Raw genomic sequence first — 23,914 nt, 5'->3', positions numbered from 1 at the left:
TCTCATCAAGTGACAGGAGTTAGTATCTTGGAAAAAAAAGGAGGGAGCGGTTTTAGGAGGTCGATTGCTTTAATTGATCTTGATAAAGAAGTTGTAACCAAAAGAAGATGTTCGCAGTGCGAACAAAAGATAAAAATTGGCGTCAAAAGTCCTCGCAATAAAGAGTGAAACCAATTTGTGGACAAAACTGTTTTACGGGTTTAACTAAACTGTCATTTGACGGATTACCAGAGATATAGCAAAACCTCTAATCGGTAGGCCGAAACCAGTCACCAACTACAATTCAGTAGAACAGTTTTTAAAAGCGGATAAGGCTATACCTTCGAATTCTCATTCGACTACTTACGACTTAATCATCAACGACCAGCCATTTTTGGCTTGGCTATGAGTATCAGGCTTTATCACATATTGATCATGGGTGTTTCTTTAGCTCTATTTTTGATTTTAAGCGGAAGTTTGCCTTCTGCCCCCCCATGATGGTGCGTTTCGGCATGCCCAAAAGCTGCAAATACTGTTCATAGGTCATAAAAGGCATATTTATTACTATTTGATATGAAAGCATGGTGCTATCCTAGTAAGCTATTGAATGTTTAATATTGGCTCATAGAGCTGCCGGTCTAAACGTCTGAATGCGAGAATTACTGATCGTATATGCTAGAAAAACAGTAGCAATTACTGCCTTTTGATTATGAAGGTGGTAAAAATGTGACCGAAAGACTATGTGAAACGCTTGTAGAAGGTGAGCCACTTCCGAATAGGCAAATGACTGAAGAGCAGTTCGAAAGTCTAGAAGAGAAATATCTTATGATATTGACGTATTTAAAATTCTCAATGGCGAACTAACGAAATTACGAACTCTCACATTCGATAAAGCACTTTTATAAGAAACAGCTATTGAGAGTGCTATCGCAATCTATGACGGTGACTCTACCTTTATCATGTATAAGAGTTCACAGCAAGCCGTAGCCGGAACCTACCTAGTAGATATGGACGCCCCTCTCCCTAAACGAAATCCAACGTATTCTGGGTAAAAAAACTAGCTATCAGTTTTAATGGAACGATGATTACTATTGATGAGGGTGATGTGAAGGTTGTGAGTCGGGTTGATTTAGTAATATCAAAATCGAATTTGTAGGCTGTAGACACCAATAATGTAGCGAACGATTAAAAATTTATTATTTGACAGATTATATGAAAATTTTACTTCTATCAGATTTACATGCCGTTTTAGAAAATGACAGCCAAAATCTAAGCAACTCAAGGCTTCACCTTGATCAGAATGGAAATGGTGAATGGGGTAACGCACTTATAAGTTACATCAGCACACTTAACATCAAGTATGACTTAATAGTCTGCTGCGGGGATATTGCTAACAAAGGATCTAAAGCATCTTTCTTGGCTGGGTGGACGTTTCTTAACAATTTGAGTCGCACGTTACCCAATGCAAAATTAGTATGTGTACCAGGTAATCATGACCATCAGTCAAGACCAGACCTTAGTGACCCAGATGGTTTTTCTCCAAAACATCAATTGCAGTTTTGTGAACCACCTTTCCCGTTTAATTGTCATGAAAAGAATACACACTTTTGGGCATGGAACTGGGTTTTAGACGATAGTGACCCCCAGTCAAACTTAGTTTTACTAAATACAAGCGCTTATCATGGCTTTAGTAATGAATCACATCATGGCAGAGTGGCTCTCGAAACAGTCGACCAAATAGAGAAAAGACTTGCCAACCAATCAAGCCCCAAAGCAATAAACATTCTTATCTGCCACCATCATCCACAAAGAATGGAACATGCACATGATGATTATGACGGTCAACAAATGAGCGGCGGACAAAAGCTACTCAACTCATTGCAGAAAGTAGATCAAGGTCCATGGCTAATTTTACATGGTCACAAGCATTATTCCTGTATTTCAAAAGCTTCAAGTGAAGGTGAAGATCCACCAATAGTCTTTTCGGCAGGCAGTGCATCTGCAAAATACGCAGACCTCATAGATAATCAATTTTATTCAATCGATATTGACATAACAAAAACTTCTGAAAACGAACGAGTTATTGGTACATTTGAAACGCATCAGTTCTCTGTTGGCAGCGGCTGGAAGCCTTCAGCTTCCACCAATATGCCAGCTAAAAGTGGACTTGGTTCAAATATCAATTCACGAACATTGATTAATAGAATAAAAGCTCTTTTAAAAAATGAAGCATTTTTAGAAGAAACTGACATAAAAGATATAAACGACGAACTCCGATATTTTTTGCCTGCAGAGTTCAAAAAATTTAAGAGTAGGTTAGAAAAAAATTCACTAGTTTCTGACATTGATGAAGCAAACCAGTTCATTTTACAGGTAGGGCCAGCCGATGCTAAATAGAATCCCAAGTGTCAGCGATTCTTTCAACGCAAAAACATCAACCACCGAGGATCTCTGCGAAACTTTTATCACAAATGAATTTTATGACAAATTAGCCTGTCCAAACCACTGTATTATGATCGGACCTAGAGGCAGTGGTAAAACAACGCTCATGAGAATGTTGGACATTGAATCTCTTGAGCTATGGAAATCAGAAAAAGCAAGTGAATATAGAAAGACCATCAATTATTCAGGTGTATTTATACCCACAGACCGTTATTGGAAAACACAATATCAAAAAATTGAAAATAAATTAAAAGGTGATGAAATATCAAAGAAAGAAAAATTACGATATGACACCGCAATTATTCTTTTGGAACAATTATTTTCTTATCACGTTTTTGAAAACCTCCTCTCTGTAGTTAATTACAGATGCAGCAGAACAATAAAGAAAACTAACAATTTTAAGAACGTGGAATTTACTAAAGAATCTGAAGTAGAGCTAGTTCACAGCCTAAAAAACATCCTAAATGTTGAACCAAGAATAAATTCTTTAAAAAGTCTTTTAACAGAAGTCATCTTAAAAAAACAACTTATATCCAATACCGTAAACAACCTTATATCCAACGATGATGTTGATGTCCAAGAAGTAGGTCACTTTGATTTAATAAGTAATCTAGAAAGTGTTGTTGCTATCGTTAACACATACTTTGAAGAAAAAAGTGGAAAATGGGCGTTTTTATTTGACGAGTTGGAACTTGCACCAAACCAGATAATCAAACCACTGGTAAACGAAATGCGTGGTGGGCATAGGGATATTATATTCAAACTTGCTCTATCACCTTATCACAAAGGTGTCTCTATAACTGATGACACCGATAGTGCCATGAAAGCTCAAGATATAGAATTGATTGACCTAACAGGTCTAAGTGACAATGGGGGTAATAACTTCGCTAATTCACTATGTACCGCTCTATTTCAAAGAAAAGGGCTCTATAACAATATTGAGCATTACTTTGAAGAACCTAAAGATATAAATATCGACAAAGATTTTAACGATTTGTCAGCGAAGGACCCTTCCTTCAATAACTATCTTATTGAAAGAGGTTTCAAGTCTGATATCTATACTAATCAGAATAGCCAACTTAGAAAAATAAAATTTATTGTGCATCTACGGAACTTTAAACGTAGTAAAGATGGTAAAAAACATGCACGAAGAAGACCTGCCGACTACTATGGTGGGTTTGAAAACATATGTAAATCGGTCGAGTATAATCCTAGAATGCTTATCGGTTTAATGAATAAATTTATTAATCATGCTAAAGATGGGAAAATAAGTTTAAATCAGCAATTAATAAGCTTACAAGAATACTTTCATGACTACCGTTCGTTACTAGGCACAATTGCAGTAGATTCCGGAGACGATAAATTTAACAATATATATGATTTAATATCAGAGATCGCACTATTTTTTAGAGACGAAATTCATGGACCACAGTTTAAAACCCAACCTAAAGGTTCAATAGCAATCAAAAACAAAATAAGTGATGAACTCAATGAAATAATAGGATATGCACTTAATGCTGGCGCACTTGTACCAATCGATACTGAGATAGGTTCGTTAAATGATTTAAACTCTAGTAAACGCTGCAGATTATCTTATATCTTCTCACATCATTATGACCTGTTAATGACTAAGCAAAGTGAGATAGATATCGTAGATCTAATAGAACAAACTAAGCTTAAATCGACTAGATTGAAAATCGTTGACTTACTAGGTTTTACTAACTATCAACAATACTCTTTGGAGCTTGAATGAAAATACTAAGTGATAGCTTTAATGGACCGTATGACTTATCAATATTAGGATTAGGTTACGAAGAACGAGCGTCAAGTAAATATAACCAAGAAAAAGACTTACTTGGTGAAGTCTTAGCTTTGGGTTACCTGACACATACTGAGATTCTTCATTATAAAGCTAATAAAGATAAGTATGTGTCAGGGCATAGCAATGTCTTTGAAGGAAATGATAAGGATGTTAAATCATATTTGAATGAATGGCTTAAAGAAAAGATTGGTGAAAAAAATAAACCTATCAATGTATTAATAGATATCACAGTTTTTTCCAGATCAAGACTTGCTGCACTATTATATATTTTGGTGAAAAGCCTGCCTAAAAGCTCTATCTTAACTATATCTTATGAAATATCGAAGTTCGTTTCTGCACCTGATGGGCTATCTCCAATAAAAAAAGTGGGAGATATTATACCTGAACTATCTGGCACTATAGGGGATCTAAATAAACCAACAGCGTTAATCTTAGGTTTAGGTTATGAAGACGGCAAAGCTCTTGGATTAGCAACTTATCTTGAGCCAGAGTTCAATTTTGCTTTAGTCCCAATTGGTGTTGACAAAAAATTTGACGATTTAGTTGTTAAAAATAATCAGGCATTCTTAAATGAGATCCCTAGTTCGAGAATTGTCCATTACAGATTAGATCAACCTTATAACACATACATTGATATGAGAGACCTAGTAAGTGCGACCTCTTCGTTTGCGACACCTCTTATAGCCCCGTTAGGACCTAAAATTCTAACAGCCATTAGCGTTCTTATTGCTATTGAATTTAATGAAAAATTGCCTGTTTGGCGAGTATCTTCCGACTATGAAGAAAAGCCAGTAAACAGAAAACCTAGTGGAACCAGTGTTAAACTTTCGGTTATGATTTAAATAAAGACGCCCATATTTTTGTGGGCATTTTTTTTACTTACACAGTAACTCTGACTCTATGCCGTCTTCACTAGCCTAAGACCACCACCTAAGCAATAATCGCTAGCAAACAAATGGGGCAATTTCGAGTTAGAAAATATCACGGGCAAATCAAATAAGAATGAGATCGCAATGTGTCACTTACTACTTTCGATGCATCAACAATAAATAAAAAGTAATGCAGCGTTCGCACTGCGAACGTCAATCCACCTTCACCAAAGACTAACTACATTTGATCCCGTGTCTTCCACTCTCAATAGCTTCGTCTCCCATAGCTCAAGGGCATGCCTTTTCTCACTTAGATACTCGTATCTATCGTAATGTTTTGAGCTCACATCATTCAGTGCATGGTTCTGTAGCCTATCTCTCAATGCTTTACTTACACCCAGCTCTCCCATCAAGGTTTTACACGTACGGCGCAAATCCCTGGGGATGAAATGCTCAAAGTGTGGGTGATCATCTCGATAACGAGCAATGGTTTGACTCAATGAATCTAAGCGAACGTGGTCATTGTCATCTTTATGATGAGGGAAGATAAATGGACTAGCTGAGTTGCTTTCTCTGAGCCTTTCTAAGATAGACATCGCTGATTCAGTCAAAGGGACCAAATGGCTACGCTTGTTTTTCGAAAGGTCAGGAGTGATAAGTAACGTTCGTTCATCCCAATTGATTGCCGTCCATTTTGATGCTGCAATCTCATAAGGTCTTTGTCCACCAGTATGAATACAAAGAAGAATAAGGCATCGCATCATTTCTGAGGCTCGAACTCCTTCTATATCAAATTCAATATCATGCATAAACTGATGTAATTCCGTGAACGTTAGATAGCGCTCCCCTACTCGCTCTGCATCTTTTTGTTTTGGTATAGAAGATACTGGGTTAAGGAGGAGACCAAACTTAGCGTCTCTCAAGTAATTCGCAGGATCATTGTCATGTGAAAGGCCATAATTAAATGCGGCATGAAGGTAGCTTCTGACTCGATTGCTTTGTGTAGCGGCACCACGTTGTATCATGTGAGCTAATATCGTAACGATATTAGACGTCGTCACATCACAAGCCTTTGTTTCTTTGGAGATAAATGGATAAACCTCTTTCTCCAGTGACCGATAAACGTTTTGATAAGTCCGCTTCCCCTCTTTTTTCATTTGGTTTACATAACTTTGAAACAGCAACTCTAAGCTTCCCTTGCTCTCCTCCTCTCTTCGAGCTACTTCACGCTTTTTCTCTGCGTTGGCTAATTCAAATTTAGGATCGAATCCCTGCTTTAACATTAAGCCCAGTTTATGCGCCTCTTTCCGCGCATCAACAAGACTGAGCGCCGGAAATCGCCCTAACTGAATAAAGAGACGTTTACCCTCGCGGTAGTAGCGAAAGACAAACCCTTTATTTCCACTAGCAAACACCTTCACTCCAAGACGTCCAGCGCCTTTAGTTCGGTCATCATCCCAAACGTAATACGCATTACTTTTAGGCTTTAAACCCACAATTTCTTTTTGCGTAATTGCCATAACAGTTCCTTTGTTGCGCAACTACACCCAAAGTTAAATTGGGTGTAGTTGTGGGTGTAGTTAGGAGGTCTCTTAATGACAGTTTGTGAGATATCACAAGATAAGGCAAGTCAAACAACTCACTATTTATCAATAATTTAAACACAATTTGAGATAACATGGAATTTGATAAAACAAATATTATCACGACTCATAATCGATTGGTCCGCAGTTCAAGTCTGCGAGGGGCCACCATATTCAGAAGGCTCGTAAAGAAATCTACGGGCCTTTTTTCGTTCTAGTCCTTTCCATATCCGGTCCGCAATTACTTCCTGTACGCTCTGGTCCATTAGGTCAGCCGAAACACGCCACGTAGTCACCACAGAGTCACACTTCCTCTGTCAGAGTGATATCCACCATCAGAACCTCTCTCGTCTGTACAACGCGAATCAGAGCAGATACATACCACTCAACATCAGACCGGAACCCCAGAAAAACTTCGCGCTGGAACCAACAAAAATATAACCAACATCCTGTCCATTAGCTGAGGTTATTAATTTAGATATGGGATGGAAAGCTAGTTCAGCGACGGAAGGGACACCCATGATCCAAAAGCTCTCAGAACTAGCAAATCAGGAAAAACAGCATTCAATGATGACCGATTACCCTCAGTGGTAATCGGTCTGTTATCTAGTAAGTGATTTCGGCCAGCAATCAGTGGCACTCAACCACAGCACCAGAAACAGCAGCTAATCATTGGACTGGTATTCATACTCGAATCGGAAAAACCAACGGCACACTGGATTACAGCGCGGATCTGGTATGAGTTAGGGCTAAGAGTTGGGTTGGTGCAATCAGATGGAACTACCGTCGTAGCTACCGACGACGGCAAACTGGACTGAAAACCTAAATAGGAAATTTACATTAGGGTTCGTGTCCAGCTCGGTATCTAGCCAAAATCACAGCTAAAGACCGGATAGAGACCGGACCGACGACGCCGTCGCCAAAGTTGCTGGAACTACATCATGCAGGAAGTCAGGCGGGATAAGTCTTAGAGTAAGATTACAGGGCCAGTCTGGTGTGACCGACCCAGCGATCTAGGATTTTAGTTAGAGCGCAGTTATCGATGGAACATCTGAAATATACAGCTTACTTTTAGTTACAGGAGATAAACTAGGTATGTGTTCGTACAGCCAGTCAATAAATCCCCTGCCGTCCATCACATAAATACCACGATCTTGTGCTTCACTTATTGCTTGCTCCGAAAGCACACCCGTTGTAATTAACCACTTTTGAGATTCATCATCGTCTAGCCCACTAAGTTGCTCTACGCCATGAATACTTGTATGACCATCGTGGTGCTTAACTTGTATAGTTAGCCTAGTCGATGTAAAAGTATCAGAGCGAGATGCTTCAATATCGGCGTCAGATATATCACTCGATTGATTCTTAGCTAAAATCTTACCTTGATAACCTTCGATCTTGAGCAATTCTAAAACCAACTTTTCTAATCCATACCCACCGCTTTCTAAGTTAGTTCTGCCCTGTTGGATATTATTTAATAGCTGTTCTTTAAATGTATGAGTTGCCAGCTCTTCTGATTCAAGAAATCGAGAGTTAAATGAAACACCACCATCTTTTTCTATCTGCTGAAGTAATGACAGAATTTCATCCCCAAATTCCGTGAGGGGACCGACTGCCATTCTAATTTTTAAGCGGCTGGAAAGACCTTGAGATAATTGGTTGCGTGGGATTTTTATGATCTTTCCAGTGGAGTCTCTTAGAAAAGAAACCTTTACCCTGTTTTCTCCGTAACTAATCCCTTTCTCATACTTTTTTACATCGGATGCATGACCGATAACGATATGCTTAGAGACTGGCACGACTATTATGTCGCCTTTCTTTATATTAAAGAAACGAGTTATTTGGTTCCGTTTTCGACCAATTGAACCGTACTCTCTAAGTAGCTCATCAATTACTTCTGTAGCTGATTTAAAAGCAGAGAAATTAACTCGCTGCCAACCATAACCAATCCAATCGTCTTCTGTTAAGCATTCAGGACTTCTCACTAGAATAATGTTATCCATTAATCTTCCTTGCATAGCAATGTTCGCCGAACCATCAAATAGTTCAAACACATATTAACACTATGATACTGATAATCATGGAGTTCAATATGATTAAGCTAACTAATCTTCAACAAATCACAACCCTACCAATCACCACCACCTTACAAGAACAAATCAAATCCATACTCACCGAACCATTTCACGATACAGCAGAAACCCAACAGGCATGGGATGTGCTGCAATGTGAACTCTGGTTTCTCACATCAAAATCCGAGCTCTCTACCGTCGTCGTCGACGATATCGAAATGCTAAAACGAGCACTTACCTACACCGAATTCGAAGACGATCTGGACTACGGAGCAACACTCACCCTGAGCATTGTCGAGGACTCTGGTAAGGGTATCTACCTACTGATACCTAAGACACTGCTCACCGAATTACGCCAATATTTCTCCATCGAGAATGACTAAGGAGGCAGCGATGCAATCCCGAAAATTCAAATTCAATAAGCGCCAACTCGACTCACTACCACCGACGCCGACGACGAGCAAAAGTAAGGAAACGGAATACACGGACGAGTTGTGTAGCGGTTTAAAATTAATCGTCAACCGTCAGGGGAGGAAGCGTTTCCTCTTTAGGTACACCTACAATCGGGTCAAAAAATCTATACAACTAGGCGAACATCCAGCGCTAGACATCAACACTGCTCGTCAGATTGCCAATGACCATAAACGGGAAATTGCTCTAGGCAATGATCCCAAGGCGATTCGTGATGAGAAGCGTAACGTGCTCACTTTTCAAGAATTTGCGGAGCTGCACTACTTACCCTACGCCATGATGAATAAGCTCACCGCCAAAAGTGATGCAGGTAGTCTCAAGCTCCATTTCTATCCGAAATGGGGTAAGAAACCTCTTACTGATATTGGTCAGCAAGATATTCAGAAATTGTTGGACGGGTTACTAGAAGGTAGGAAACCTGCAACGGTCAACCGTCTACGCTCTTTGATCCTTCGTATGTTCAGACTGGCAATGGAATGGGGCTATGTCGATTCTAATCCCGGTCAGTACATACGGAAGCTCAAGGAAAACAACGTAAGGCAAAGATTTCTCTCACGTGCAGAGGTTTCCAGCTTCATCAAGGCATGTAACGAAGAACCGAATCGAACTCAAGCCAACGCATTGAAATTTGCGCTACTAACAGGGATGCGCATAGGTGAAATAACTGGCTCAAAATGGGAGTGCCTTACTGTCGACGACGACGGCAATTGGAGCCTATTTCTACCACACACTAAGTCGGGATTGTCTAGAACGGTCCTACTCAACCACCTAGCTAAGGAGGTCATCCATGATCAACGACGATTTCAACAACCGAAGAACCCCTATATCTTTGCCGGAGATGCACCCGGTAGACCTATCGCTCATCCGAAGAAGGCATTTGCTCGAATCAAGAAAGCTGCCGGGATTACAGACAACTTCCGAATTCATGACTTGAGGCACAGCTTCGCATCGATACTGATCAATTCAGGTAATGCCACGCTCTATGATGTTCAGCATTTATTGGGGCATCAGAGTCCACAGACCAGCACTAGGTATGCTCATTTAGCTTCGAGTAGACTGAGGGAGGTAAGTGCTAATGTGGCTGAGTTGGTTGGAGGTGTGAATAAGTAATTATCTTAAGTAGCCTATTAGGGGGCTACTTAAGTCCAAACTTCAAGCTAAATAAGATATACATAACATTTTAAAGGTTAATATTTGCACTGCTTGTATTTTTTATCATTATGTACATTGATGCATTTGCTTATTTGATTGAATGTCGTTTATGAGTGATAAAAACAAAATACATGCTAATGATGGATTAGAGGCAGAGGAAGAAAGCTTTTCAGAAATAGTTATAGCTTTAGTTTCAGCCGTTGGAACAGACCTGAGTCGATTCATTAACTTAATGTCAGATGAACTAGAGTTGTACGACTTTAAACCCGAAGTCATTCGAGTTTCATCGGGTTTTTTGCAGGCACTTCAACCTGTGCCTGAAGGTTTATCAAAGCTTGAAACTATCAATTACTTTATGAATCTTGGAAATCAATATCGTAATGTGACTGAAGATAATGCAGCTTTAGCATATGCTGCTATTACCGAAATATCTCAACGACGAGCTGAAATTTTAGATGGGCTTGAGCCTCAACCATTAAAAAAGAAAGCATGGATAATTCGATCACTGAAACATCCTGATGAAGTTGCTGCTTTGAGAGAGACTTATGGCAACAGTTTATTTGTCATAGGGATTCATGCTAGCTACGAAAGTCGATTTCAATCACTTGATAATAAACGTAGAAGTACTGAAGATAGCGATGTCGTAAAGAAACTTATCTCCAGAGATGAGGATGAAGGACCAAATAACGGTCATGGGCAGCATACAAGAGATACTTTCCACTTAGCTGATTTTTTTATCGATGAAGATCAAAATCTTAATAAAAATAGGGTTGATGTGGAGCGCGTATTTAAGCTGATATTCGGATACCCATTTCTTACTCCCACGTTTGATGAATATGCCATGTATATGGCTTTCTCTGCATCTAGTCGATCTGCTGACTTATCAAGACAAGTTGGCGCAGTATTAACCAAAAATAACAATATCATATCAACAGGGGCGAATGATGTCCCTAGATCTAAAGGTGGTTTGTACTGGCCTTCCTTAGATAGCTCAAATACACGGATAGCAGATAGTCATGACGGTAGGGATTACATGCGTGGTTATGATGCTAACAAAAAAGCAATTCAAGAGGTCATTGACGATATCATTGATAAACTGGAACTTGAGAGCTCTGCTGAATTAAACAAAAAACTAAAAAATACAAAACTAAAAGATATCACAGAGTATGGAAGAGTCGTGCATGCTGAAATGGAGGCTATTTTATCTTGTGGTAGAACCAATAATAGTACTTTAGAGACAACGCTGTATTGTACAACTTTCCCATGTCATAACTGTGCGAAACACATAATTGCTGCGGGAGTATTGAGAGTTGTATATGTTGAGCCATATGCAAAAAGTAAGGCGTTTGAGTTTCACTCTGATGCAATTTCAGAAGGTTATTGTGAAGATAAAGTGTCCTTTGAGCCATTTGTTGGAGTTGGACCAAGAAGTTTCTTGAACTTCTTTTCTATGACTTTAGGTAATGGTCGAGAGATAAAGCGCAAAAAATCTTCAGGCGAGACTGTAGACTGGAGTAGAGAATCAGCTAAACTTAGGCTAAAACCTAACCCAATCCAATATATTACAAGCGAGGAATTTTCCTCAGCATTAACAAGTGAGCATTTCAAAATCTTTAATGATAAAAAATGTTAACTAACAGGAACTTATGATGAAAAAAGTTGATAACAGAGCTCTAGTCGAACACTTGGAGAAGGCTGAGCAGAAAATGGCAGCTTGGCCTCAATGGCAACAACAAATTTTCAGATCAAAAGTAACCTCTCAATCTTCTCAACTCTCTAGCCAAAGAACTGTTAGAGAGTCATCTACTACTAACTAAAATCCTAGATCGCTGGGTCGGTCACACCAGACTGGCCCTGTAATCTTACTCTAAGACTTATCCCGCCTGACTTCCTGCATGATGTAGTTCCAGCAACTTTGGCGACGGCGTCGTCGGTCCGGTCTCTATCCGGTCTTTAGCTGTGATTTTGGCTAGATACCGAGCTGGACACGAACCCTAATGTAAATTTCCTATTTAGGTTTTCAGTCCAGTTTGCCGTCGTCGTCGACGGGAGTTCCATCTGATTCCATCAACCCAACTTGACACCCTAACTCATACCAGATCCGCGCTGTAATCCAGTGTGCCGTTGGTTTTTCCGATTCGAGTATGAATACCAGTCCAATGATTAGCTGCTGTTTCTGGTGCTGTGGTTGAGTGCCACTGATTGCTGGCCGAAATCACTTACTAGATAACAGACCGATTACCACTGAGGGTAATCGGTCATCATTGAATGCTGTTTTTCCTGATTTGCTAGTTCTGAGAGCTTTTGGATCATGGGTGTCCCTTCCGTCGCTGAACTAGCTTTCCATCCCATATCTAAATTAATAACTTCAGCTAATGGACAGGATGTTGGTTATATTTTTGTTGGTTCCAGCGCGAAGTTTTTCTGGGGTTCGATTCTGGTGTTGAGTGGTATGTATCTGCTCTGATTCGTACTGTACAGACGAGAGAAGGTTCTGATGGTGGATATCACTCTGAGACAGGAAGTGTGACTCTGTAGTGACTACGTGAAGTGTTTCGGCTGACCTGATGGACCGGAGCTTACCGGGAGTAATTGCGGACCAGATATGGAAAGGACTGGAACGAAAAAAGGCTTACGGATTTCTCCATAAGCATTTTTTGTATCTTATATCTTTGGGTACAGTTTCGGTTGCGGTAACTCGTCACTAACCTCGTAATAGCTTTTCTTCTTCCCCTCTTCTTTAACTATTATCTGGCTTTCTATACGAGCAATAGAAACAAAATGTCTGCTCGTGATTTAAACCATTGACCCTCAGACAACTTCTGATAGTATGGACATATAAACGTATGGACGTCTAAAGCAAAAATGGAGCTACAATGAAAAGTATTGGTCACTTAAAGAAACTAGCTTTGATTCTCACGGCAGTAGTCGGCTTAAGCGCTTGTGGAGAAAAAGATGACTCTGTCATTAAAGTGGGCGCGACAGTTGGACCACATGCACAAGTAGTCGAGGCGGTAGCGAAGGAGGCAGCGAAGCAAGGTTTGAATGTCGAAGTCATTGAGTTTTCTGACTACGTGACACCTAATGCCGCTCTTAGCGATGGTAGCATCGATATTAATAGCTATCAGCACCAGCCATTTTTAGACAACTTCAACAGTAGCCATAACGCCCAATTAGTATCAATTGGTCAGTCCATTCTTATGCGTATGGGGCTTTATTCCAATAAGTATCGCTCACTGCAAGAGCTTCCAAACAATGCACGTATAGCGCTTCCAAATGACCCTACCAACGGTGGTCGTGGTCTGTTGCTACTCGCCGATGCAGGTTTAATTGAGCTGAAACAGGGTGTTGGCCATAAAGCCGCCCTAACTGATATCACAAAAAACGCAAAATCATTTGAATTTGTCGAGGTAGATGCCGCTCAGCTACCAAGAACATTAGATGATGTGGACGCGGCTGCGATTACAATGAACTACGTAATGTCTTCTGGTTTAGATCCGAAGAAACAAAGTATCTATCTTGAAGCAAAAGACGCCCCATTAGCAGTCATGGTCATCGCCACTCGTGACGCAGACAAAAATAATGAAGCGTATAAAAAATTCGTTTCTATTTATCAATCTCAAGCGATTCGTGATTATCTCGATCGCACTTTCAAAGGCACAATCGAAGCAGCTTTTTAATCAATAAAGCAGCGAATACTTTGCCCCACGAATCAGATAGAAAAGAGGCTAATGTTTTCTCATAGCCTCTTCTTTTCATTACTCACTAAATCGACTCATTGTCGACTTTCAGCCTCTAACTTCATTGCCAAATAAGCTTGGTCAGCAGAAACCAATTCAGGACGGTTAATCAACTTCCAGAGGAAGTATGGTGGGATTAAAAATACGATGAAGTAGAGAGATTCATGGAAGAAAACATCGGCTATCGTTTGCTGATGCTCCCAAAGTGCCGTCAGTGCGAAGAGCTCTAACATCACGCCTAATACGCCAAAGACGACAGAGACAACAATCGCTAAACCCAGTAGTTCTCTAATAAAGTGCTTGTATGCCATGATACTAATTCCTTCTAGCAATAAGTCATACTAACTTACGCTCATAAGAAAGAAGCCAGCTTGACTATCATCAAACTCCCCTCATCACAGTTAAGAACTTAGTTTTATAAAAAAGTACTTGTATATAGCGTCATCGAAGACTGATTTCCCTATCACAGAGCATAGATACCTCTACAAATAGAAGGTGATGGAACGACCAACTATTGACTATATGAGCGCAACTTTAATCAGATAAGTAATATTGAACCGTCGATACCACTCGTACTTTCTTAATGTAAGGCGTGTTGCTGTCTCGGTCATAAATCGAGAACTGCCCTTGAGTTGCACGTTTGATCTTACCCAGTGAACTCTGTGAGTCTTTCGCAAATTTCTCAGCCACTTCACGCGCATTCTTAGTCGCTTCTTCGATCATGTTTGGCTTCACATCATTCAGCTTAGTAAAGCTGTACTCAACACGATTTGCATAAGGATCTTGGTTAAGCAAAACGCCTTGCTTTCCTAGCTCACCTATTTCATTGATTGCCGCTCGAACAACATCAACACTCTGGCTATAAACCGTAACGGTTCGCGAGGCCAAATAACGATACTCAATGTCTTGCTCGCTCCCATATTGCTGTGCTTTTCTGTCAATGACCGCTGGGGAAGAAAGGGAAACGCTGGTTTCAGGAAGCCCTTTGGCACTTAGAAAGTCCAAAATCAAACGGGTTTGCTGGTCAATTTCATCAAACATGGCCCCCATATCATTACTCGCTAGAGTAAATTGAATCGGCCAAATCACCGTATCAGCAGGATACTCACGCTCCGACAAACCTTTTACTGTCACGACTCTTTCATAGGCTCGGTATTTCACCGCCGTCTGCTGCATAAAATAGCCAAGGATGCCAAGACCAAGTATCAAACTTAGCCCAATCCAAAGTGCTGCTTTATTGGAAACTCGTTCCATTATTTCCCCCTGATAAATATCAACTTAGCTTAATCTTTGTTCTAGATAAGATAGCCTATCTATTGTTTTAAGAGGGAGACATAACGCGAGTTTTGATTCATAGCACAGTGATATACCGTTTTCTTTAGTCAATAAAGCTTCATTGGTTTGTCACCAAAGGCTCATGCTTTTGCCTCTTAACTGTCATCTGTAATTTCTACTATCCAATCAGCAACTTGTACGCTGAGGTAAATATGGATAGTTCAACCCCTTTTCGTCTCCCTCGTAAAACGCCGTTTGGCATTGGTGAAAACGTTGCTGAATGGGCAACCGGTTTAAACCAACTTGATAAGTTCTACGCCCAACGCCCCGTTAATGCCGATACCAAAACTTTTCTCCGCTTCACGCTAGATATCTTAGGTATCGATTATCGCATTGCTCATGGTTCACTCGACTCAGTGCCTAAACAAGGTGCTACCGTCATTGTGGCGAACCACCCGCTTGGTTGTGTGGAAGGCGTCATCTTGGCCGAACTCTTGTTGATGGTACGAGACGATATCCAAATTCTAGCCAATCAATACCTGAAAACCGTACCAGAGTTAGATCAGCTCTTCATTGGTGTCGATGTGTTTGAAGGCAAAGACGCCGTCAAATCAAATATGAAGGCCCTCAGAGCGGCTAATAAACACCTCGCAAGTGGCGGCTTATTGCTTGTCTTTCCTGCCGGTGAGGTTTCCCAGTTAGTCGATGCCAAACAGCAACGCTTGGAAGACAAAGCGTGGAGTCGAAGCGTAAGTAGCCTGATCCGCAAAAACAAAGCAACGACAGTTCCAGTATTCATCAGTGGTCAGAACTCGAAACGCTTCTATATGGCAGGGAAAATCCATCCACTTTTGCGTACCCTAATGCTCGGGCGGGAACTACTGAACAAACATGCACAAACCATCAACTTGTCTTTTGGCCAAGCGATTAAATTCAAAGAGCTCAACACACTTAACGATGATCAAGTGGTGAACTATTTGCGGCTCAACACTTACTTGCTCAATCGTGAAACCCAATCAGTTAAGCCTTCTTCTTCATCAGAACTGCTCTCTCCAATAGCGGCAGGGTTACCCGTAGGCGAATTGCTTGAAGAGCTGAACAACTTACCAAAAGAGTCCAAGCTGCTAACAAGTGGTGAGTTCGATGTTTACTGCACGGAGTCGCAGAGTATCCCTTCCCTACTGCATGAAATTGGTCGCCTACGTGAGCTCAATTTCCGACAAGTTGGCGAAGGGACTGGACTAGCAATAGACATTGACCATTTCGATCATGATTACCTGCATCTGTTTGTGTGGGACAGAGAGAACCAATGCTTGGTGGGCGCGTATCGTTTAGGTCTGGTTGATCAACTGATTGAAAAGCGCGGCGTAGCAGGTCTGTATTCACGAACGTTGTTTAACTATGACCAACGCTTTATCGACCAAATGGGTAAATCCATTGAAATGGGGCGCTCAGTGATTGCACAGCAATATCAAAAGAGCATGAGCGCGCTACTGCTGCTGTGGAAAGGCATCGCAACGTTCGTTCATCAAAACCCAGATTACACTCACCTATTTGGTCCGGTAAGCATTAGCAACGATTATAGCGATACTGCACGTCAATTACTGGCTCAATCAATGACACTGCACCACTACGACAACAATTGCGCAGAGTACGTCACGCCTTCTAACCCACTTCCCGAGCACCACCGTGACTGGAACACCAGCATGCTTACTGCTCTGGGAGATTTACAGTTACTATCACGCGTAATTGCCAGAATCGATGAAGGGAAAGGTGTGCCCGTGTTACTGCGTCAGTACTTAAGCCTCAATGGCAAACTGGTGTGCTTTAATGTCGATCCTGCATTCAATAACGCGCTAGATGGGTTGATTACGGTGGATTTGCGCGATGTTCAAGAAAAGACGTTGGCAAGGTATATGGGACGCGAACAAACTCATGAATACCTCACCTACCATGCTAATAGCAACCATAAGTAAGCGCAGTGAGTAAGAAGGGAGTTGTGAGTCAATAAAAGCAGTGTAGCGACTCTCTTTTACTTTTCTATCAATTAGATAAGAGCACTTCGTGAAGTACGCCGAAAAGACTCTTATAAATACATTCTATCGAAGAGTCGCAATGACATTGAACACGCCAATCCCGTCGCAAACTTTCACAAAACACCAAAATCGACTTAGATCACATTTTACATCCAGACCAAACCAGCACAAAATGTGATATTGATCGTTACTGGTATTTAATTTGAATTTCAAAAGAAATCAAAAGTGATCAAGGTCACAAAGTATTTTTATTTTAAATTTGTCAGAAGATCGAATTGATCACTAAGATTTTTATTGACAGATTTGAAAGTGGCTTTTTGTTATTAAGTTACAAGTTAATAAGTTGAACTTGGTCACTTAAAAACCGTTTCTCAGCCCAAGAAATGCGGGCGTAGATCACGAAAAACCCGTTGTCAGTTCCAATTGGAAAATGTGTGGTAAATTGATTGGGTACTAAGCAATCAAACAAACGGTTTTGGCGAACCGTTTACTACAACAAGATTCATCAGAACATCGAACGGGGAATTGTTATGATATCACCAGATGCCAAGATCAAGATACAAAATTTTGGTCGTTTTCTGTCAAACATGGTAATGCCAAACATCGGCGCGTTTATCGCGTGGGGCTTTATCACTGCTCTATTTATCCCAACTGGATGGCTACCAAACGAAACGTTAGCCTCTATGGTTGGCCCAATGATTACCTACTTGCTGCCACTACTTATCGGTTACACCGGTGGTAAATTAGTTGGCGGCGATCGTGGTGCGGTAGTCGGTGCAATCACAACAATGGGTGTGATTGTCGGCACAGACATCCCAATGTTTATGGGGGCAATGATGGTCGGCCCAATGGGCGGCTGGGCTATCAAGAAATTCGATAACTACATCGATGGTAAAGTAAAAAGTGGCTTCGAGATGTTGGTTAACAACTTCTCTGCGGGCATCATCGGCATGCTATGTGCGATCCTTGCCTTCATCTTTATCGGTCCATTCGTAAAAATTCTGTCTGGTGGCTTGGCGGCTGGCGTTAACTTCCTAGTTTCTGCTCACCTACTACCACTGACTTCAATCTTCGTTGAACCTGCGAAGATCCTGTTCCTAAATAACGCGATCAACCACGGTATCTTCTCTCCACTGGGTATCCAACAAGCGTCTGAGACAGGTCAATCGATCTTCTTCCTAATCGAAGCAAACCCTGGTCCTGGTCTAGGTATCCTGCTAGCTTACATGGTGTTTGGTAAAGGTACGGCTCGTCAAACTGCAGGTGGTGCATCAATCATCCACTTCTTCGGCGGTATCCACGAGATTTACTTCCCATACATCCTAATGAACCCTCGCCTAATCCTTGCGGCTATCGCAGGTGGTATGACTGGCGTATTCGTTCTAACTATCTTTAACGCAGGTATCGTTTCTCCAGCATCACCAGGTTCAATCTTTGCAATCTTGTTGATGACTCAGAAAGGCTCAATCGTTGGTGTTCTAGCGTCTATCGCAGCAGCAACAGGCGTGTCATTCGCCGTAGCAGCACTGCTAATGAAGACTCAAACGTCAACAGAAGAAGACGGTGATGAAGCAGCACTAGAGAAAGCAACATCACAAATGAAAGACATGAAATCTGCATCTAAAAACGATGCGGTGGTAAACAGCCAAAGCAAAGGTGACGTAGACCTAGCGACAGTACAAAGCATCATTGTCGCTTGTGATGCGGGCATGGGCTCGAGTGCAATGGGCGCGAGCATGCTACGCAAAAAGGTTCAAGACGCAGGTCTGAACATCCACGTAACCAACCTTGCCATTAACAGCTTACCAGAGAGTGCAGATATCGTGATTACTCATAAAGACTTAACGGATCGTGCACGTAAGCATGCTCCAAACGCACACCACATTTCATTGACTAACTTCCTAGACAGCGAAATGTACAACCAGCTAGTCACCAAACTACTAGCCGCACAAAACCAATCCGCAGCCAATGACGACCAAATGGTAAAAGTGTCGCTCGTGGCAGCAAACGACGACAACTTCGAGCCACAGCAAACGTCGGTGTTCCAAATCCAGCGTGAGAACATTCACCTAGGTTTGAAAGCTGCCAACAAAGAAGAAGCGATTCGCTTCGCGGGCAACAAGTTGGTCGAACTTGGCTACGCAGAACCAGAATACGTAGACGCGATGTTTGAGCGTGAAGCATTGGTTCCAACTTACCTAGGCGAATCTATCGCAGTGCCTCACGGCACGGTAGAAGCGAAAGACCGCGTGAAGAAAACCGGCATTGTAATCTGCCAATACCCATCGGGTATCCAATTTACTGAAGACGACGATGATGTAGCGAAACTGGTTATCGGCATTGCCGCTAAGAACGATGAGCACATCCAGGTGATTACCACCATTACGAACGCGCTCGATGAGCCGGAGGCAATTGAGAAGCTAACCAGCACCAACGATGTGGAAGAGATTCTGAACATCCTTGGCGGTCAACAAGCGGCTTAATTACCCCTTTAATTTGCTCCTGAGGCAAATGAGGTCAGCTGTCACCCCCTATGCGGTTGGCCTCCCCCTAGTTTCGTAAGTCAACATTTTAGACATTGGTAGGTAAGAATTATGAAAAACGCAGTTCATTTTGGCGCAGGTAACATTGGTCGTGGCTTCATCGGAAAACTCTTAGCAGATGCAGAAGTCGAGGTCACATTTGCAGACGTTGACGCTCCACTCGTCGACCAACTGAGTCACAAGCAAGAATACAAAGTAAAAGTGGTCGGTACTGAGTGCCAAATCGACACAGTAACTCACGTCACCGCGGTAAACTCAGCCAGTGAAGATGTCATCGACCGCATTGTAAAAACCGACTTGGTAACAACAGCGGTTGGCCCTAACGTACTGGACATCATTGCAAAAACCATCGCTACCGGCATTGCTAAACGCTTTGCAGCAGGTAACGATAAACCATTGAACATCATCGCGTGCGAAAACATGGTTCGTGGCACGACTCACCTAAAAGGTGAAGTGTACAAACATTTGGATGAATCATTACACGCGAAAGCAGACGAGCTAGTTGGCTTCGTCGACTCCGCAGTGGACCGCATCGTACCACCAGCAGAAGCGGCGAACGATGACCCACTAGAAGTCACTGTAGAGAGTTTTAGCGAATGGATTGTGGATGAGCAGCAATTCAAGGGCGAAATCCCTGACATAGCTGGCATGGAAAGAACCAACAACCTAATGGCATTCGTAGAACGCAAGCTATTCACTCTCAATACAGGCCACTGCATTACCGCTTACCTAGGTTGCTTGAAAGGCCATCGCACCATTCGTGAAGCAATTGAAGACCCAAGCATTCACGCTGAAGTAAAACAGGCGATGCAAGAGAGTGGTGAAGTGCTGATCAAACGCTACGGCTTCGACCGTGACATGCACAACGCCTACATCGAGAAGATTTTAGGACGCTTTGCCAACCCATACTTAGTGGATGAGGTGGATCGCGTAGGTCGTCAACCAATTAGAAAATTGGGTGCAAACGATAGATTAGTGAAGCCTTTACTCGGTACAATTGAGTATGGCACTGAAAATAAAACACTTTTGAAAGGCATTGCCGCTGCGTTGAAGTACACTAACGACACCGACCCACAAGCAGTAGAACTGCAAACCTCATTAAAAGAAGTGGGTGTGAAGAAGACGCTAGCGACATACACAGGTCTTGCAGAAGACAGTGATGAAGTGGCTCAAATCGAGACACTTTACAACCAACTTTGATTTACCTAGGGGAGCTTGGCTCCCCTTCTATGTCCTTCTCTGCTTGAAGAGTTGGGATAGCTAATAATTAGAAATGTATTCAGTATATGGCAGATAACATCAACGAAACCGAGATCATTGAGCGATTAAACAGCGCACCATCGGTACGAGGCTTTTTCATTGCAGCAGTCGACGTTTTTAACGATTCGATCGACGGGTTGGTGCAAAGAATCTTTCGTAAAGATAACTTCGCTGTTCAATCGGTTGTCGGTCCGCTGCTACAAGACTCTGGACCGCTGGGCGATCTATCTGTTCGTTTGAAGTTATTGTTTGGCTTGGGAGTGCTCCCCGATGACATTTACCACGACATCGAAGACATCATCAAACTCAAAAACCAACTCAATAGTGACGCTTCAGATTACGAATTCACTGACCCGAATATTCTAGAACCAATTAAGAAACTGCACTTGGTGAAGAAAATGGGCATGGTGCAACTGGAAGTCAGCGAACCAGATGACGACATCGACCTTGAGTTTTATCAGCTACAGCTGCAACGTCAACAACAAATCATTAAGTCAGGGCTCTCACTTGCCATTGTCGAGATTTGCAATGAGCTCGGCAAAGACAGCCCTTTTTAATCGAAAAACTGGCAAGGAAGCCTCCTCAACTCGCCCCTCTTTTTGCACATTCTTCTATACAACGTGCGTGAAAGCCATCACAGTCCATATTCCGATGTCTCTGTAACATCAGACCAATCTATCGCTAGTATTGAAACGGGATCGCATGCTTTCAATCGAAGACACTAAAACTAAGTGGGAGTTTTTCCAGAAACACCACTGGGTATCTCCAGAATTTTCCCGCACTCCCGTCCTCGAGTCGTGGGAGCGTTGCATAAAGCAATGCAGCCCTTACACCTGGTCAAAGCCACATATTGCCTCTGGATTTACCTTCTCATCTCTGATGAAACGCAACGAGCACCTCATCGAATGCGCCACGACCGTACTTGAAGACACTTACGACATGCTAGGGGACGAAGACCTGCTATTGATGGTAACCGATGGCAACGGCTGTATTCTCTCCACCGTCGGGCACGACTCTATGCGACAAGAGATGCAAACGCTCGGCATAAAACAAGGCTGTTTTCTCTCCGAAGGAAAGATAGGCACAAATGCAGTCAATCTCTGTATCAATACTCATATCCCGTGTGAAGTTTTTGCTGCCGAACATTTCAATCGCCACTTGCACTCTTATGCCTCTGTAGCTGCGCCTGTTTTTGACCAATTTGGAAAATTACGCGGTACAACATGCCTTTTCAGAAAAGCGGAAAGCTATAAGAAAGAAGACTTAGTCATCATCGCGTCGAGCGCGAAAGAAGTCAGCTTGCAAATCCACATTCAGTCGGAACAAGAAAACATGAACCGCCTCACTTGTGCGCATAACGCAACGTTAGAGTGCATGGATGACGGCCTTCTAGCGTGGGATGAAGAAAATCGCATCACCATGGTAAATCACCAGTCCGAGCGTTTGTTAAACATTGAAGCCAGTCAGGTCTTGGATAAAGAAGTCTTTTCTGTTTTGCGCTTCCCACCGAATGTCCTTACTAGTATTGAGTCAGGTGCGAGCATAAACCGTAAACTCACAACGGTAGAGGTTCGTGGCGAGTTTGTTGAGGCGATCATCACCTTGCGTCCACTCAACGACGGCACACACTTATTGTTCTTGCACCCTATCGATAAAATTCGCGAACTTGCTCAACAACAAATAGGTGGCAGTGCGCGCTATACGTTCAGCACTTTGCCCGTCATTTCACGAAAAATGAAGCATGTCATTACCGTGGCAAAACGGGCCATAAAGTCAAAATCACCGATTCTAATTACAGGTGAAGAAGGCGTAGGAAAAGCCACTCTCGCCATGGCGATTCATAACGAAAGCGCCTACAAAGAAGGACCATTCATTACGCTCAACTGCCGCTCCATCAATACAGAGCAACTGGTCAAAGAAACCCTGGGGTACGACGAAGGGCAAGGCATGCCTTCAAAGTTTGAGCTCGCCCATGGCGGTACGCTCTTTTTAGAAAAGGTGGAATATCTGTCGCCCGATTTACAAGCCGTGCTACTTAAGTTGTTAAAAACTGGGCTCGTCAGCCGCAGCGACAGTTTGCGATTGATCCCCGTAGATTTTCAACTTATTACCAGCACCGCTTCAGAGATCAGCGAGTATGTCACTCAGCGCTCATTTGGTCGGCAACTTTATTATGAAATCTCCTCGAACGAGCTGCATATTCCACCACTACGAAAGCGTAAAGAAGACATTGAATTTCTCGTCCAGCAGCTTATCAGCCATTACGAACGCCGCCACAATGTGACGATCTCGATAGAGCCAGTCGCACTGGAAGCGTTGATGAATTTTCGTTGGTCAGGCAATAACTCCGAATTAAGAAATCGAACTGAGCGAATTTTGCTTAACCGCAGTTCCAACTTAATCAAGCTGAACGATATTCCTGAAGACATTAAACTGAATTCTCGCCATACCGCAGAAAATACGCCAGTAATCACGTTAGAAGAAGCCGAGAGAAGAGCGATTGTTCAGGCTTGGAATCAGTGTGATGGCAAAATGCGTGATATGGCGAAAGCATTGCAAATTGGCCGCACGACCTTATGGAGAAAAATTAATAAGTTTGGGCTGCAGGAGCAAATGAAGCTGTATTAAGTCGTGAATTGGCGTTCCTATAACAAAAGTAAAACCGGCGTA

16 protein-coding genes are annotated in these 23,914 nt (G+C 42.1%); 12 read left to right on the top strand and 4 right to left on the bottom strand.

What is annotated here, in order from left to right:
- The first annotated feature begins 1,191 nt into the window (after positions 1-1,191).
- The 3 genes from IQP38_RS09705 to IQP38_RS09695 are packed head-to-tail and all read left to right on the top strand — an operon-like array spanning position 1,192 to position 5,085.
- A complete protein-coding gene (locus IQP38_RS09705; protein WP_193837541.1) occupies positions 1,192-2,376 on the top strand; it encodes a metallophosphoesterase family protein in 1,185 nt (394 codons plus the stop codon).
- Complete coding sequence (locus IQP38_RS09700) at positions 2,366-4,174, top strand: hypothetical protein (protein ID WP_193837540.1); 1,809 nt, start codon at positions 2,366-2,368, stop codon at positions 4,172-4,174. Before IQP38_RS09705 ends, IQP38_RS09700 begins: the two co-directional genes overlap by 11 nt.
- Positions 4,171-5,085: a hypothetical protein gene (locus tag IQP38_RS09695; RefSeq protein ID WP_193837539.1), complete on the top strand. Its 915-nt coding sequence runs from the start codon at positions 4,171-4,173 to the stop codon at positions 5,083-5,085. Before IQP38_RS09700 ends, IQP38_RS09695 begins: the two co-directional genes overlap by 4 nt.
- Before the next feature lie 251 nt (positions 5,086-5,336).
- Here the strand turns inward: IQP38_RS09695 and IQP38_RS09690 are convergent, their stop codons facing one another.
- A complete protein-coding gene (locus IQP38_RS09690; protein WP_193837538.1) occupies positions 5,337-6,632 on the bottom strand; it encodes a tyrosine-type recombinase/integrase in 1,296 nt (431 codons plus the stop codon).
- A 1,088-nt stretch (positions 6,633-7,720) separates the two neighbouring features.
- On the bottom strand, positions 7,721-8,698 hold the full coding sequence (locus IQP38_RS26355; RefSeq protein WP_054579714.1) for a restriction endonuclease: 978 nt from the start codon (positions 8,696-8,698) through the stop codon (positions 7,721-7,723).
- A gap of 89 nt (positions 8,699-8,787) precedes the next feature.
- Between IQP38_RS26355 and IQP38_RS09680 the strand changes: the two genes are divergently transcribed.
- The 4 genes from IQP38_RS09680 (at position 8,788) to IQP38_RS09665 (ending at position 14,070) form a co-directional block, all read left to right on the top strand.
- Positions 8,788-9,150 carry a hypothetical protein gene (locus IQP38_RS09680; RefSeq protein WP_191116428.1) on the top strand — a complete coding sequence of 121 codons (363 nt, stop codon included), beginning with the start codon at positions 8,788-8,790 and terminating at the stop codon, positions 9,148-9,150.
- A 10-nt stretch (positions 9,151-9,160) separates the two neighbouring features.
- Entirely contained in the window at positions 9,161-10,348 is a 1,188-nt protein-coding gene (locus IQP38_RS09675) for a site-specific integrase (protein ID WP_191116427.1), read from the top strand.
- A gap of 151 nt (positions 10,349-10,499) precedes the next feature.
- A complete protein-coding gene (locus IQP38_RS09670) occupies positions 10,500-12,023 on the top strand; it encodes an anti-phage dCTP deaminase (protein WP_054579711.1) in 1,524 nt (507 codons plus the stop codon).
- Between the two features lie 1,243 nt (positions 12,024-13,266).
- A complete protein-coding gene (locus tag IQP38_RS09665) occupies positions 13,267-14,070 on the top strand; it encodes a MetQ/NlpA family ABC transporter substrate-binding protein (RefSeq protein WP_017633488.1) in 804 nt (267 codons plus the stop codon).
- Positions 14,071-14,165: 95 nt separating this feature from the next.
- Here IQP38_RS09665 and IQP38_RS09660 read toward each other — a convergent pair whose 3' ends face one another.
- Both IQP38_RS09660 and IQP38_RS09655 read right to left on the bottom strand, forming a co-directional pair.
- Positions 14,166-14,441, bottom strand: a complete 276-nt coding sequence (locus tag IQP38_RS09660) for a hypothetical protein (RefSeq protein ID WP_005383040.1) — start codon at positions 14,439-14,441, stop codon at positions 14,166-14,168.
- A gap of 223 nt (positions 14,442-14,664) precedes the next feature.
- Positions 14,665-15,384, bottom strand: coding sequence for an SIMPL domain-containing protein (locus tag IQP38_RS09655; RefSeq protein ID WP_158157207.1), 720 nt, complete (start codon positions 15,382-15,384; stop codon positions 14,665-14,667).
- A 233-nt stretch (positions 15,385-15,617) separates the two neighbouring features.
- Here IQP38_RS09655 and IQP38_RS09650 point away from each other — a divergent pair, with 233 nt between their 5' ends.
- From IQP38_RS09650 to dhaR, 5 genes are all read left to right on the top strand, one after another.
- The gene (locus IQP38_RS09650; RefSeq protein ID WP_193837537.1) at positions 15,618-17,381 is read left to right on the top strand and encodes a lysophospholipid acyltransferase family protein; all 1,764 of its coding nucleotides are present in this window, start codon (positions 15,618-15,620) and stop codon (positions 17,379-17,381) included.
- 590 nt (positions 17,382-17,971) lie between these two features.
- A complete protein-coding gene (locus IQP38_RS09645; RefSeq protein WP_005379710.1) occupies positions 17,972-19,924 on the top strand; it encodes a PTS mannitol transporter subunit IICBA in 1,953 nt (650 codons plus the stop codon).
- A gap of 111 nt (positions 19,925-20,035) precedes the next feature.
- Positions 20,036-21,184, top strand: coding sequence for a mannitol-1-phosphate 5-dehydrogenase (locus IQP38_RS09640; RefSeq protein WP_053306863.1), 1,149 nt, complete (start codon positions 20,036-20,038; stop codon positions 21,182-21,184).
- Between the two features lie 86 nt (positions 21,185-21,270).
- Entirely contained in the window at positions 21,271-21,801 is a 531-nt protein-coding gene (locus tag IQP38_RS09635; RefSeq protein ID WP_005379708.1) for an MltR family transcriptional regulator, read from the top strand.
- 145 nt (positions 21,802-21,946) lie between these two features.
- Positions 21,947-23,872, top strand: a complete 1,926-nt coding sequence (dhaR, locus tag IQP38_RS09630) for a dihydroxyacetone kinase operon transcriptional regulator DhaR (RefSeq protein ID WP_193837536.1) — start codon at positions 21,947-21,949, stop codon at positions 23,870-23,872.
- Positions 23,873-23,914 lie beyond the last annotated feature (42 nt).

The sequence above is a fragment of the Vibrio sp. OPT41 genome, assembly GCF_015163595.1.
In the GTDB taxonomy this organism is placed as follows: domain Bacteria; phylum Pseudomonadota; class Gammaproteobacteria; order Enterobacterales; family Vibrionaceae; genus Vibrio; species Vibrio alginolyticus.
Note: the sequence above shows the minus strand (reverse complement) of the source record. Positions and strands in the feature narration are given on the sequence as shown.